Genomic DNA, 13,244 nt, shown 5'->3' on the forward strand with positions numbered 1-13,244 from the left:
TGGGTTGTCGGTAGAGCTTATCGTGTCGGGTACTAATTCGACGGTTACACACGTATGCGGCGCCCCCGGCCCTAAGGCCAGTGACGCCGCATACCTGATTGGTTCGTTTACTGGAGTGAACCGAGGGTCACGTCGACGGAGTATCCCTTTCCGTCGCGGACATAAGTCAACGGAACGCTTGCGCCGGCCGAGTAAGCCCGCACCTGAGCGGTGAGGTCGGTCTTGTTCGTGATGGGCAAGCCATCGAAGCCGGTGACGATGTCGCCGACCTTGAGACCAGCATCCGCTGCGGCGCCGCCGTCGGAGATGCCAACGATGCTGGCTCCCACAACTTGAGCGCTGCTCTGGGCAGGATCGTCGGTGACGTCAGCGACGGATGCTCCGAGTAGGCCGTGCGTGGCGGTTCCGGTTTCGAGAATCTCGTTAGCAACGCGGCTAGCGACGTTCGACGGAATTGCGAACCCGACGCCGATGCTGCCTTCGTTGCCGCCGGAGGATGCAATAGCGACGTTGATTCCGATGAGTTCACCATCGGAGTTCAGCAGCGCACCACCGGAGTTACCCGGGTTGATTGCGGCATCCGTCTGGATAACGGCAAGAGCGACTGTGGCCTGGTTAGCGGAGTTTTGCGCACCGCCCTGACCGTTTTCGCCGAAGAGGTCGAAGTTCCAGAGATCAGGCGCGTTGCTGTCTTCAGGAGCGTCACTCTCTGATTCGGGGTCGGCGGGCAGAGCAGAGGACGCGATCGTGATGCTGCGGTTGAGTGCGCTAACGATGCCGCTGGTAACCGTTCCGGAGAGACCGAGCGGAGCTCCGATCGCGACCGTGTTGTCGCCGACGTTCAGCTCGCTGGAATCGGCAATGTTGATGTAAGGCATGTCACTGACGTCGTCAATGTGGATCACGGCGATATCGGAGATCGGGTCGAAACCAACGACCGTGGCCGACAGCAGTCGCCCATCGGCGGTGGTGACCGTGACCTTGGGGTCGGCAACTTCGCCGTCGAGCGTGACGACGTGGGCATTGGTGATGACGTTGCCGTCTTCGCTGATGATAACGCCCGAGCCGCTACCACCGGAGTTTTGGCCGGTCACGTTGATCGTGACAATGGCGGGGGCTGCTTTGGCGACTACCGAAGTGACGAGAGTGGCGTTTCCCGGGTCGTTGACGGTGATGGATGCGGGGCTCGCGGTTCCGCTGACGGCCGAAGTGGCCTGATTGCCGACGGCCCAGAGCGCAACGCCCGCTCCGGAGGCACCGCCGAGGAGCGCGACGATGGCGAATCCGGCGACGAGTCCGAGTGTGAATCGTGGCTTCTTGGCGGGGACTGCTGGTTCAGCAGGTGCTGCGGTTGCGGCGGCTCCGAAGCTTGCGCCCGGTGCGCTGGGAGCAGCCGTAATTGAAACTGTGGGCGCAGCGACGTTCGCATCAATCGGAGCGACCGCGGCGGCGATGGGCGTTTCGCTCGGGACAGTGGGCGTCGTCGGTGTGATGGCGGTGCCTGCGGTTGGTGCAGCCTCAGCCGGCGCGCTTTCTGGCGCGGTGCCGGAAGGGGAAACGTGTGGGGGCGCTTCGGTGGCGCCGGCGGCGTTTTCTGCCGCGTGTGCTGCGGGAGGTGTGGCAGCGGATGCTTCGGGGGTGCTGGGTGCAGTGCTGTTGTCGGGTGTGCTGTCGGCGGGGTTGTGGGCGGTGGGTTCTTCGGGGACCTCGGTCATGATGTGCTCCTTTCAGCGGTGCTAGCCTCCACCGCGAACCTGTGCATTCTATTTAGTTCGCCTGTGGGCTGGCTGCGCGCTTGACCTGAAGAAAAGCGGCGATTGTCGCGCGACTCCCGGCTTTGTGCGGTTTTTGTGTCGGGCCGCATTCAGGTTGGGTGGAGCATCCGGTTTCTGCGGCATCCGAGACCGCAAGTGGTTAGGCTTGGCCCACAATGACAGTCACCGGATCTTGGGAACGCGCCGCCACTGGCGCCATGCTGCTCGGCGCCGACGGGCAGCTGAGCCAAACAATCTTCGCCGAAATGTCTGCCCTCGCCGTGAGTAGCGGCGCGATCAATCTGGGTCAGGGCTTCCCCGATGAAGACGGCCCCATCGAAGTGTTGGATGCCGCCCGCAAGGCCATCAGCGACGGCACCAACCAGTACCCGCCCGGCAACGGGCTCCCTGTACTGCGCAACGCGATCGCCGAACACCAGCAGCGTTTCTACGGCATCGACGTTGATCCCGACACCGAAGTGCTGGCAACTGCCGGAGCGACCGAAGCCCTCGCCGCCACGATTCTTGCCCTCACGAGCGAGGGCGACGAAGTCATCACGCTCGAGCCGTTTTACGACGCGTACGGCGCGATGATTAACTACGCGCGCGCCACCCATGTGACGGTGCCACTGCGCTCCCCCGATTTTCAGCCCAACCATGACGACATCCGGGCCGCCTTCAGCGGACGCACCCGGCTCATTATTCTGAACAGTCCGCACAATCCCACCGGCGCTGTGCTCGACCGCGAAACTCTCGAACTGATCGTCGAGCTCGCCCACAAATACGACGCCCTCATCGTGACCGACGAAGTGTATGAACACATCACCTTCGGCCACGAACACATCCCTGTCGCGAGTCTGCCCGGCGCGTTCGATCGCACCATCAGCATTTCCAGCGGCGGCAAAACGTTCAACACCACGGGTTGGAAGATCGGCTGGATAACCGCACCGCAGCCGCTGCTCCAAGCAATCATGGCCGTAAAGCAATACCTCACCTACGTCAACGGCGCACCACTCCAAGTCGGCATCGCGACCGGCCTCGGGCTACCTGACAGCTACTTCACCGATCTCGCCGGCGGCCTTGCCCGCAAGCGCGATACCCTGGGCGCCGGGCTGCGCAACGCCGGCTTCGATGTCAGCACGCCCCAAGCCGGTTACTTCATCGTTGCGGATGCCGCACCCCTCGGTGTGACGGACGCCGCCGACTTCTGCCGCATCCTCCCCGAGATCAGCGGAGTCGTCGGCATCCCTGTGACCGCGTTCGTGCATCCGGAAAACCACGCCGACTACAACACGCTCATCCGCTTCGCCTATTGCAAGAAAACCGACGTGCTCGAACGGGCAGCAGCCCAACTTTCCGGGATGAAACTGCGCCACTAGCCTTCGAGCGGGTGCACTCCGTAGCGGCGCAACGACAGCGCCGGGTTGATGGCGCGCACCTCGTCGAGGCGAGCATGCTCGATGTGGGCGACAGCGACATCCGTGCGCTCCCCGATCGTCACGAGCTCCACGCCCATCGGATCGACGACCATGCTGTTGCCGACGCCGATGGGCGGGGCATGATCGGCTGCGGCGACAAAGACCGTGTTCTCGATCGCCCTCGCCGTGAGCAGCGTGCGCCAGTGGTACTCCTTGAGCGGGCCGCGCACCCACTCGGCGGGCACCACAATGAGGTCGGCTCCGGCATCCACCAACCGGCGTGACACCTCCGGAAAACGGATGTCGTAGCAGGTCTGCAAACCGACCGTGAAGCCCTCCCACGCGAATGTCTGCGGCGCGGCAATCGACCCCGGGATGACCCAGTCGGATTCGCGCTGACCGAACGCGTCGTAGAGATGCTGTTTGCTGTAGGTCGCGACGATGGCGCCCGTAGGAGCAATTGCGACAAGCGTGTTCCAGAAGCGGTTCTCTTCATCACTCGACTGCAGCATTCCCGCAGCGACATGAATCCGCAGCCGCTGCGCGAGCGACGTCAAGGCCTGCACAAAAGGGCCGTCGAGCGGCTCGGCGGCGGTGACCCAGTCTTCGCCGATCGTGGCGGTGAAGTACGACGAGTACTCCGGAAAGATCACAAAGCTCGCGCCACGCTCGACGGCACGCTCAGCGAGCTCCGTGATCTGCGCGATGTTCTTCTCGCGATCAGGGCCAGGAACGAACTGGGCAACGGCGATAGTCGAAGCGGGAGTCATAAGCCCAGCCTACGACCCCGCTTCGCCTCCGGACAGGGCAGCAAAAGCAGAACGGCTACGCGCCGCCCTCCGCGATCTGCTTGCGATACGGCAGCAGCGCGGCCTTCATGCCAATTCCGAGTACGCCCACGAGACGGCCGTCGCGATAGTAACCCACGGCAGCCTGCTCGGAGAGGTCTCCCTCGAGCACGCGGATGTCGTCATCCGACACCAAGCCCAACAGACCGTAGGCCTGCAGCTTGATCTCGAACTGGTTCGACCAGAACGACGGCATCGGAGCGAACGGTTTAGCCACCACATCGGCGAACGATCCGTCGTCGGCGAGGTGCGCTGCGAGCACGGCGCCCGCACGCTTGCCGGTGTCGGTCGGGATGTTCCAGTGCTCGATACGACGAGCAACGTCGTCGAACATGGGGTTCGGGAAGCGCGCGATATCGCCAACCACATAGACGTCATCGAGGGAGACACCATCGGTCGTGACCGCGCGCATCGCGTTGTCGGCGAGCACTCCATCCGAGACGTCAAGGTTCGTTCCCTCAAGCCACTCGATGTTGCAGTGCGAACCAACAGACTCAATCACGACATCGGCCTCAATAACGCGGCCATCGCTCAACTCGACAGATTCAACCGCCGTCTCGCCGTTGATCGCGGCGACGTTCACGCCTGAGAAAATTTCGACGCCCTCGTCGGTGAGACGACGGCGCATTTCCTTCGCAACGAGGTCGCCTAGCGGACGCATCATGGGCTCGGCACTCGGCGTCACAATGGTGACCGAGCAGCCCAACTTGCGAGCGGTGGCGCTCAGTTCGCAGCCCAGGAAGCCCGAGCCGACGACAACGACGCGCGCACCCTCGGTGAGCTCGGCGCGCAGAGCCATCGCGTCATCCAGCGAACGGACAACGTGACGCCCGGCGATCGGAGCAAAGTCCAAGCGGCGAGCGCGCAGGCCCGTCGCGATGACCAGGGCACGCCACTCCTGCACAGACCCATCGTCGGTGGTGAGAGTGTGCGCATCAAGGTCGACCACGGTGGCGCGCACCCCGAGCATCCACTCCACATCACCCATCTCGGCGCGGGACGGAAACGCGACAGCCTCGTGAGTCACGTCGGTGGCCAACACCTCTTTGGAGAGAGGCGGACGGTTATAGGGAGCGTGAAGTTCTTCGCCAACCACGCGGATAGCACCGGTGTAGCCCGAACGACGGAGAGACTCCGCCGCGCGCAGCCCACCCATCGCCGCACCGACAATAACGACCGGTGCGGCGGGGTTAGCCTCAGACACTATTCGACGATTCGGATGGCCTGCATCGGGCACACATCAACAGCGGCTTCAATGTTGTCGCGCTCCGAATCGGGCGCTTCGGCCACATACTCGAGCTTGTCGTCATCGTTGAGCTTGAAGTTGTCGGGTGCCTCAAACACGCACTGGCCATAGTGCTGGCACTGGTTCATGTCGACTTCGATTTTGATCATCGTTTTTCCTCAATCTTCGACGGGTAGAGATCCTTCGACGGGGTCCGAATTCCGCGGAACTCCCAGTCGCCACCCATTGCTGTCGACATTACCTCTTCACTCTCGGTCGGCTGCGCTCCCACGTCGGTGCGGATCGCAGTCGGGCCCGTAACGATACGGTTCGTGAGCTTGCCCAAGCCTTCAACTTCGACCTCAACAACGTCGCCGGGCTGAACCGGACGCGAGAATGCGGGCGTTCCCGAGAACAGCATGTCGCCGGGGCTTAGCGTGATCGTGCGCGCAATGTCGGCCACGAGGTAGTTCATGTCCCACTCCATGTTGTCGGTGTTGTCATCTTGCTTGACCTCACCGTTCACAATGGTGCGCAACTGCTTGCCACGGAAATCCCAATCCGTCACGAGACCCGGGCCAACGGGAGCGAGCGTGTCGCTACCCTTCACTCGAAGCATGGAACCGGCATCCGTGTCGCGGAAATCATGCAGACCGTAGTCGTTACCGATCGAGTAGCCGGCGATGTAGTCGCTAGCCTGGTCGGGCGAAACATTGCGGCACGTACGGCCGATCACGATGACGATCTCACCCTCGAAGTTCAACCACTTGCAGCCCTCGGGCCGCACAACATCACCCTTGTGAGTGTTGAGCGCGGTGACCGGCTTCTGAAAGTAGGTCGGAGCTGCGGGCAGCTTGGTCATGAACTCTTCAGTGCGGCTGGCGTAGTTCAAGTGCACGGCAATGATCTTGCTCGGCTCGGTCGGCGGCAAGTGAATTGCCTCGTCGACACCAACCTCGCGGCCATCGCCGGCGACGAGAACATCACCGTGACGCGTTACCTGCGTCGGGTAGCCATCAAGAAGTACTCTGCGGAACTCAGTCACGAGAAAGGACCACATCCTTTGCTGCCGGGAAGCCGCCTTCGGGCTTCGGGAACCATACGTGCACCTGACCGGTGCCGATCGAATTTTCGTACTCGCTGTACATCACGCCGGGGGCGGTGCAGGCTTCTTCGCCGATCGCACCCGCGGTCATGAGCCAGTGGCCAAACATGGCCTCGGGGCGCACCTTCTGGAACGCCGGCATGGTCTCCAGCACCTGAGCGTGGTCGCCAGCCTTGAACCAGTCGAGACGTTCGTAATCTGCCTCGCGGGCAGCATCCGAGAAAATGTGAGCCGGATCGGCCATCTCGTGCTTGCGCAAATCGCGCAGCTTGTAGAACGTGTGCGAGAGAGCACCCGATGCCAGCAGGATGACGCGGCGGTCGCTCTTGGCGATCGCTTCGCCAATGGCCCGACCGGCACGGAGGAAGTCTTCGTCGGTCGCGGTCTGGCAGATCGAGACGCTGACCCACTTCTTGTCAGGCAGCCCCTTGCCGAGGTACTCCCACAGGTTGATCGTGGCGTACATGATCGGCAAATATTCGTCGTCGATCGGGGTGATCCACGTGCCGTTCTTCTCGGCCTGCTCCCCCATGAGCTTTGCGAGCTCGGGGTCACCGATGAAGTCGTACGGCACACCGCTCATGCCGCGGGGCAGTTCTTCTGACGTGAACTTGCCGTGGCGACGCTCATGCGCGGTGACAACGAATTCGACCGTGGTCGCCCAGTGGCTGTCGAGTACGACGACAGTGTCGTAATCGTCATTCTCGAAGTAGTCCTTGCGGAGTCGTTCGAGGCCTTCGACGAGCGTTGAATCTTTGCCCTCATTGAGTTCCATGCGGATCTCTTGGGGCAACATGATCGTAGGTACGTGGGCGATCAGCCCAGCGCCAACAACTTCTCCCATGACTATTCCTTCCATCCGTTCGGTGAAACCACCGTGTTTTTAACATCTGCGTAGAAATCAAATGACCAGGTGCCGCCCTCGCGACCGACACCCGACTTCTTGGAACCGCCGAAGGGGGCCCGCAAGTCGCGCACGAAGAAGCAGTTAACCCAGATTGTGCCGGCAACGAGCTGCTTGGCGATAACGTCGGCGTGCTCGCGGTTGCCGGAGACGAGAATGGCGGCGAGACCGAATTCGGTGCCGTTCGCCATGGCGACGAGTTCGTCATCCGTCGTAAAGGTCTGCATCGTCAGCACCGGCCCGAAGACCTCCTGCGTGACGATTTCGCTACCAACCTCGGGGTTCTTGACGAGCGTCGGCGAAAAGTACAGGCCACCGAGTTCAGCGTTCGGGCCGCCACCGAAGAGAATGTCTGCTCCGCCGTCTTTCGCGCGATCAACGAATCCCTTGATCCGCTCGAAGTGCACGCGGTGAACCTGCGGACCAATATCGGTCTCGATGTCACGCGGGTCACCCTGGCGCAGGGTCGCTACCTTGGCTTTGAACGCTTCGGCGAAGGCATCCGCAATGTTCTCGTGAACGAGGATGCGCGTGCCCGAGAGACAGACCTGGCCGGCGTTGTCGTATTGCTCAACCGCGAGCGTTGCAGCGAGTTCGAGGTCGGCGTCTTCCATGACGATGCAGGGGCTCTTGCCCCCGAGCTCGAAGCTGCAGGGGGTGAGGTTGTCGGCGGCGGCGCGAGCGATCGATTTGGCCGTCGGCACCGAGCCCGTGAAGGAGATGCGGCTGAGATCGGGGTGAGCGACCAGTGCGGCACCCGCCTCTTTTCCGTAACCCTGCACGACGTTGAAGACGCCGGCGGGAAGCCCAGCTTCGGCGGTGATGTCAGCGAAGAGGGATGCCGTGAGCGGCGTCCACTCGGCCGGCTTCAGCACGACCGTGTCACCCGCGGCGAGCGCCGGAGCGATCTTCCACGTAGCGAGCATGAGGGGTGCGTTCCACGGCGTGATGAGCGCGGCGACTCCCGAAGGGTCCCACGAGACGTGGTTGTTGTGGCCGCGAGTTTCGAAGTCCGGATGTCCGAGGTCGTTCACGAGGTAGTCAGCGAAGAACCGGAAGTTGTGGGCCACTCGCGGCATCACACCGCGCAGGTGGCTGCGCAGGAGTGCGCCGTTGTCCATCGTCTCGACGTTGGCGAGATCGCTGACGCGCTCTTCGACGAGGTCGGCGATCTTGTGCATGATGGCTGCACGATCCTGGGGACTGGTGGCAGCCCAGCCGGGGAATGCTGCGCGCGCTGCGGCGACGGCCAGATCAACTTCGCGTTGACCTCCGCGAGAGATTTCACCGAGTGCACTGGCATCGATCGGTGACACGTTGGTGAAGGTTTCGTCTGAAGCGACGCGTTCTCCGTTGATGAAGTGCCGCGTGTCGACGGTCACTCCTGCTACTTGAACGTTGGTCATAGTGTTCCCGTCTCGAATCGCTCGCCGTTAAGTCATTCGGATACTAATGACTTACCTTAGCGAGTGATTCGAGCCCAAACAAGAGTTCAGCGCATCCGGCCACTAAAAAATCAGTGTGGGTTAGTTCTTGGGCTCCACGCCAGCCGTGATCACGCGCAGCATCTCGGCCAGCTCTTCCCTCTTGCTGGGATCAACCGGGCCAGTGACTGCCTGCTCCTGCAGGTTGAACGCCGGAAAGAGTTCCGTCATGAGTTCGCGCCCACGATCAGTGAGCTTCACGACGACGAGCCGACCATCGGTCTCGCTGCGTTCGCGTGTGAGCCAGCCGCGGCGCTCAAGAGTCGTGAGCACTCCGGTGAGTGTCGCCTTAGAGAAGCCTCCCTCAAGCGCGATCTGGCGAGTTTCAATCGGTTCCCAGATCCACGTAACCCAGAGAACGACAAACGCTGTCCAGGAAAGGTTGTGCTCCGACAACACGGTGCGCTCGAAGTGATTACGCACGGCGTTTGCCGCCCGAAAAAGGTTCGATGCGACGGCCATTGCGGAGTAGTCCAGCGGTAGGCCGCCGACTCTCGCCTGTACTTGGCGTTCGGTTTCAGTGAGTGTGTGTGGTCCGGCCACGAAGGGTCCCCTTGCTCGCGTTTAGCTGCGGTTACTCTATCCAACCCCCGGCGTTCAGAAAGTTTTTAGGGACATCCCTCACAGAAACGCACCGATGTGGCATATTGTTTGTATCCAAACAACCCACGGAGGATTGAGTTGACTTCAATGGCGAACGTCACCCTGGCAGACCTAGATCTGTTCGAGAACGGCACACCCTGGAACGTGTTCGACAAGCTTCGAGCAGAGGCACCCGTGCACTGGTCGGAAGAACCAGCCCCCAACCACGGGTTCTGGTCGCTCACCCGTTACCACGACATCGTTTCCGTATTGCGAGACACCGAAACGTTCTCGAGCGAACGCGGCACCGTCAACCTCGAAGAGCTCGACGCTGACCAAATCGAAGCTCGCAAGTCAATGCTCGAAACGGATGGCGTGCGTCACCGGGCGCTCCGTCGCCTTATGCAGGGTGAGTTCACGCCCCGCGCCGTCGCCGGCTACGAGACCTTCCTCCGCGGCCTCACCGCCAGCACTCTTGATGCGGCATTCGCGAACAAGGAATTCGAGTTCGTCGACCAGGTCGCAGCCGACTTCCCCATCCGTGTGCTCGCCAAGATGCTCGACGTGCCTGACACCGACATTTACAAGCTCATTGACTGGGGCAACCGGATGATCGGAAACGACGATCCGGAACACGCCGACGTACTGGCAAGCTCCGCCGAGAGCGAAGAGTTCCGACTGCTGCCCTTCCGCTCCCCCGCAGCTCGGGAGGTTTTCGAGTACGGCAACGACCTCGCCAACCAGCGTCGCGGCAAGGACGGCAACGACCTCGTGTCGCGCCTCGTCAACCAGACGCCGATGGACGGCCAAGCGCTCAGCGAGCGCGACTTCAACAGCTACTTTCTGCTGCTCGTCGTCGCTGGCAACGAGACCACACGCCACACCATCACGCACTCCATGAACTACCTCATGGATAACCCCGACCAGCTTGAGCTACTCCAAGAAAAACCAGAACTCATCCCGTGGGCGGTCGAAGAGTTCTTGCGCATGGCCAGCCCGGTTTACCACTTCCGTCGCACCGCGACCAAGGACACCGAGATCAATGGTCAAGCGATCAAGGAAGGCCAGAAAGTTGTCACGTGGTTCGCTGCCGGCAACCGCGACCCCGAGATCTTTGAAGATCCTTACAAGATGGATGTCACCCGCAACCCGAACGAGCACATGGCGTTCGGTCGCGGTGGCCCGCACATGTGTCTCGGAAACTCACTGGCACGCCTTGAGATCCGTATTATGTTCGAGAACCTGTTGCCCCGCATCTCGGGAATGACGAAGCTCAGTGAGCCTGACCGTCTGCGCAGCAATTTCGTCAACGGAATCAAACGACTCCCGGTACGCGTCGAACTAGCAAAGTAGGCACATGAGCGAGGTAGTTGCATGAGCGAAGTTCGGCCGCAGGGCAGACCCCACGCTGTCTGGGGCGATGAGACTGAAGTCGTTCAGCTCGCCATTGACTGGACCTCCAAGAGGATGGTTCGCGAGACCGACCCGTTTTCGACAGCGCGGCCAGCGGCCGATTTGGCAGCCGCGGTTGGTCACGCGATCCGCCCGGAGGGCATCGGCGGCGCGGAAGCGTTGCGTATTTTCGATGAGATTCTTGAACCTGCAACGCGGGCTCAGGATGACCCGCTGAACCTCGCTTATATCGCTGCCGCCCCCACCCGGGCGGCAGTAGCCTTCGACCTCGTCACGAGTTCCGCTAACATTTTTGGCGGCCTCTGGGAGTCGGGTGCTGGCGCAATCTTCGCTGAGAACCAAGCGCTGCAGTGGATTATCGGACTGCTCGATTGGCCCGATACTGCCGGCGGCACTTTCGTCTCCGGCGGCACCTCGGGCAACCTCTCAGCGCTCATGACTGCCCGCGAAACCGCCAAAACGCGACGCGGTGGTCGCCCCGCTGGCGGCTGGCAACTGGCCTACACCTCCAATGCTCACTCGTCGATCAATTCGGCCGCGAAAGCGCTCGACGTGGATCGGGTTGACGTGCCGATCGATGATCGCGGGCACATGACCGGGGCAGCGCTGCGCGCCGTTCTCGAACAGAACCCGAACGTGTTTGCCGTGGTGGCATCCGCCGGAACAACTAACGAGGGCCTTGTCGACGACCTGGCCGATATCGCCGACGTCTGCGAAGAGTTCGGTGTTTGGATGCACGTTGACGGCGCCTACGGTGGCGCAGGGCTCGCGGCCCCGAGCATCCGCCCCCTCTTTGACGGCATCGAACGAGCAGACAGCTTTATCGTCGACCCGCATAAGTGGCTCTTCGCCCCCTACGACTGCTGTGCGCTGATCTATCGCGAACCCCAGCTGGCGCGGGCGGTGCACTCTCAGCACGCCAGCTATTTGGATGCCATTGACCGCAACGAGTCGAACCCCAGCGAGCTCGCCCTGCACCTCTCGCGGCGCGTGCGAGGCCTTCCACTGTGGTTCAGCCTCGCCACCCACGGCACCGACAAGTATCGGGATGCGGTTGAAGCCTCGGTGTCGACCGCTCGCGAAGTCGCCCGCGCAATCGACGCGACCGACTACCTCGAACTCGTGCGCGAGCCCGAACTCTCAGTGCTGCTCTTTGTGCGCACCGGCTGGACGGCCGAGCAGTATTCGGCGTGGTCGAAGCAAGTGGCGCACGACGGCGTCATCCTGTGCGTACCGACGAAATGGCGTGGTCAAACGGTGTTGCGGCTCGCGTTCGTGAACCCGGATACCGAGGCTGCGAAGGTCATGGCGGCGCTGGAGACGCTCCGCTAGCAGGCCCGCTTCGCGCAGCACCAGTACCGACTGCGGTAGCTTTGCCCCACGGCGATGACGCCGACCGTGCACGAAAGGCGTGACGAGATGAACACCACTGTTTCTTTGACCGAGCTTGCTTCTCAGGAATTGGCGAGCGCTCTCGCCTCGAACAACGGCCGCAGCGCCGTGACGGTGTGCGGCGGGCGCGATGCCCAGCTCAGACAAACGGTGATGGCGATGCGGGCTGGTGAAGGGCTCTCCGAGCACTCCAGCCCCGGCGAAGCAACACTGCAGGTACTCGTCGGACACATCGCACTGCGGTCCGCCGACGAATCGTGGGAAGGCAAGCCGGGCGATCTGCTGCCAATTCCCACTGAGATCCATGCCGTGGATGCTCTTGAGGACTCCGTGATTTTGCTCACGGTTATTAAAGCTCAATAGCGGTCAGCGACGCCCCCGCCGCCGCTAGACGAGCTTGGCTACTCGCCCCAGGAAAGCATCGACGAGCGCCGCGGTGCGCTCGGCAGCACGACCCTCTTCGTCGCGGGTTTGAGCGATCATGATCTCAGGATTCTGCCCGCTCGCGATCACTTCGTTGATACCACCCTGATCAAGCCAGCCTTCCAAAATTGCCGAATTGAGTTCGGGATGAAACTGCACGGCCAAGCTGCGGCCGTAGGTGAATGCTTGAGGTGCGATCGGGTTGCGAGCGATTTCGACGGCGCCTTCGGGCATCGTCCACTGGTCGTAGTGAAACTGAAACCAGGGACCGTTGGAGACCAGCGAGGTGTCATCGCTGTAAATCGTTTTCCAACCGATTTCTGATTGAGCGCCACGAGCCACCGTGCCGCCGAGCGCCCGTGCGATCAGCTGACCACCGAAACAAATGCCCAGCACCGGGATGTCCGCCTCGATGGTGGAGCGCACCCACTCCAGTTCCGGAGTCAACCACTTGCCAATGCAGCCGTCATCCCACGCGCCCCACGGGGCTCCCATGGGAACGACGAGGTCGTAGCCCGAGACATCCGGAAATTCAAAATTAACGTTCGGGTTCTCGAAATTCTCTTCGGTGACAACCATGATCTCGTCGATTTCGAAGCCGCGCTCCCGGAGGCGGTCGCCCACTGGGCCGCTGGCGGTGACGTGATCGTGTTGCACCAAGAGGGCTCTCATCTGTGTACCTTTCCGGTAAATTCT

The 13,244-nt window shown here is 61.9% G+C and carries 13 protein-coding genes; 4 read left to right on the forward strand and 9 right to left on the reverse strand.

All coding sequences use genetic code 11. From position 1 onward, the window contains the following. Nucleotides 1–107: 107 nt before the first annotated feature. Entirely contained in the window at nt 108–1,715 is a 1,608-nt protein-coding gene (locus tag I6E58_RS11785) for a S1C family serine protease (protein ID WP_231595609.1), read from the reverse strand. 215 nt (nt 1,716–1,930) lie between these two features. Between I6E58_RS11785 and I6E58_RS11790 the strand changes: the two genes are divergently transcribed. Next, nucleotides 1,931–3,133 carry an aminotransferase class I/II-fold pyridoxal phosphate-dependent enzyme gene (locus I6E58_RS11790; RefSeq protein ID WP_197133902.1) on the forward strand — a complete coding sequence of 401 codons (1,203 nt, stop codon included), beginning with the start codon at nt 1,931–1,933 and terminating at the stop codon, nt 3,131–3,133. Here the strand turns inward: I6E58_RS11790 and I6E58_RS11795 are convergent. The 7 genes from I6E58_RS11795 to I6E58_RS11825 all read right to left on the reverse strand — a co-directional run bounded on the left by I6E58_RS11795 (nt 3,130) and on the right by I6E58_RS11825 (nt 9,281). Then, nucleotides 3,130–3,942, reverse strand: a complete 813-nt coding sequence (locus tag I6E58_RS11795) for a carbon-nitrogen hydrolase family protein (RefSeq protein WP_197133904.1) — start codon at nt 3,940–3,942, stop codon at nt 3,130–3,132. The genes I6E58_RS11790 and I6E58_RS11795 overlap by 4 nt on opposite strands. Before the next feature lie 55 nt (nt 3,943–3,997). Then, nucleotides 3,998–5,224, reverse strand: coding sequence for an NAD(P)/FAD-dependent oxidoreductase (locus tag I6E58_RS11800; protein ID WP_197133907.1), 1,227 nt, complete (start codon nt 5,222–5,224; stop codon nt 3,998–4,000). Next, nucleotides 5,224–5,415, reverse strand: coding sequence for a ferredoxin (locus tag I6E58_RS11805; protein ID WP_009774276.1), 192 nt, complete (start codon nt 5,413–5,415; stop codon nt 5,224–5,226). The genes I6E58_RS11800 and I6E58_RS11805 overlap by 1 nt, the downstream gene beginning before the upstream one ends. Further along, nucleotides 5,412–6,290 (reverse strand): fumarylacetoacetate hydrolase family protein, encoded by an 879-nt coding sequence (locus tag I6E58_RS11810; protein WP_100389798.1) that lies wholly within the window; start codon nt 6,288–6,290, stop codon nt 5,412–5,414. Before I6E58_RS11810 ends, I6E58_RS11805 begins: the two co-directional genes overlap by 4 nt. Then, entirely contained in the window at nt 6,283–7,194 is a 912-nt protein-coding gene (locus tag I6E58_RS11815) for a catechol 1,2-dioxygenase (RefSeq protein ID WP_197125352.1), read from the reverse strand. Before I6E58_RS11815 ends, I6E58_RS11810 begins: the two co-directional genes overlap by 8 nt. 2 nt (nt 7,195–7,196) lie before the next feature. Next, entirely contained in the window at nt 7,197–8,660 is a 1,464-nt protein-coding gene (locus I6E58_RS11820) for an aldehyde dehydrogenase (protein ID WP_197133910.1), read from the reverse strand. 120 nt (nt 8,661–8,780) lie between these two features. Next, nucleotides 8,781–9,281: a MarR family winged helix-turn-helix transcriptional regulator gene (locus I6E58_RS11825; RefSeq protein WP_197125356.1), complete on the reverse strand. Its 501-nt coding sequence runs from the start codon at nt 9,279–9,281 to the stop codon at nt 8,781–8,783. Nucleotides 9,282–9,428: 147 nt separating this feature from the next. Here I6E58_RS11825 and I6E58_RS11830 point away from each other — a divergent pair, with 147 nt between their 5' ends. The 3 genes from I6E58_RS11830 to I6E58_RS11840 all read left to right on the forward strand — a co-directional run bounded on the left by I6E58_RS11830 (nt 9,429) and on the right by I6E58_RS11840 (nt 12,488). Continuing rightward, nucleotides 9,429–10,673 carry a cytochrome P450 gene (locus I6E58_RS11830; protein ID WP_197133914.1) on the forward strand — a complete coding sequence of 415 codons (1,245 nt, stop codon included), beginning with the start codon at nt 9,429–9,431 and terminating at the stop codon, nt 10,671–10,673. A gap of 21 nt (nt 10,674–10,694) precedes the next feature. After that, nucleotides 10,695–12,065: an aminotransferase class V-fold PLP-dependent enzyme gene (locus I6E58_RS11835; protein ID WP_231595611.1), complete on the forward strand. Its 1,371-nt coding sequence runs from the start codon at nt 10,695–10,697 to the stop codon at nt 12,063–12,065. Between the two features lie 87 nt (nt 12,066–12,152). Next, nucleotides 12,153–12,488: a cupin domain-containing protein gene (locus I6E58_RS11840; protein ID WP_197133917.1), complete on the forward strand. Its 336-nt coding sequence runs from the start codon at nt 12,153–12,155 to the stop codon at nt 12,486–12,488. Nucleotides 12,489–12,512: 24 nt separating this feature from the next. Here the strand turns inward: I6E58_RS11840 and I6E58_RS11845 are convergent, their stop codons facing one another. Next, nucleotides 12,513–13,220, reverse strand: a complete 708-nt coding sequence (locus I6E58_RS11845; RefSeq protein ID WP_197133920.1) for a type 1 glutamine amidotransferase — start codon at nt 13,218–13,220, stop codon at nt 12,513–12,515. Between the last annotated feature and the right edge of the window lie 24 nt (nt 13,221–13,244).

It is taken from the genome of Salinibacterium sp. SWN1162, assembly GCF_015864675.1.
GTDB lineage: Bacteria > Actinomycetota > Actinomycetes > Actinomycetales > Microbacteriaceae > Rhodoglobus.

Coding starts and splice junctions, on each gene's coding strand:
- I6E58_RS11815 (WP_197125352.1), bottom strand. CDS start 7,194: ATGGGAGAAGTTGTTGGCGCTGGGCTGATCGCCCACGTACCTACGATC.
- I6E58_RS11835 (WP_231595611.1), top strand. CDS start 10,695: ATGAGCGAAGTTCGGCCGCAGGGCAGACCCCACGCTGTCTGGGGCGAT.
- I6E58_RS11790 (WP_197133902.1), top strand. CDS start 1,931: ATGACAGTCACCGGATCTTGGGAACGCGCCGCCACTGGCGCCATGCTG.
- I6E58_RS11805 (WP_009774276.1), bottom strand. CDS start 5,415: ATGATCAAAATCGAAGTCGACATGAACCAGTGCCAGCACTATGGCCAG.
- I6E58_RS11785 (WP_231595609.1), bottom strand. CDS start 1,715: ATGACCGAGGTCCCCGAAGAACCCACCGCCCACAACCCCGCCGACAGC.
- I6E58_RS11845 (WP_197133920.1), bottom strand. CDS start 13,220: ATGAGAGCCCTCTTGGTGCAACACGATCACGTCACCGCCAGCGGCCCA.
- I6E58_RS11830 (WP_197133914.1), top strand. CDS start 9,429: ATGGCGAACGTCACCCTGGCAGACCTAGATCTGTTCGAGAACGGCACA.
- I6E58_RS11795 (WP_197133904.1), bottom strand. CDS start 3,942: ATGACTCCCGCTTCGACTATCGCCGTTGCCCAGTTCGTTCCTGGCCCT.
- I6E58_RS11820 (WP_197133910.1), bottom strand. CDS start 8,660: ATGACCAACGTTCAAGTAGCAGGAGTGACCGTCGACACGCGGCACTTC.
- I6E58_RS11840 (WP_197133917.1), top strand. CDS start 12,153: ATGAACACCACTGTTTCTTTGACCGAGCTTGCTTCTCAGGAATTGGCG.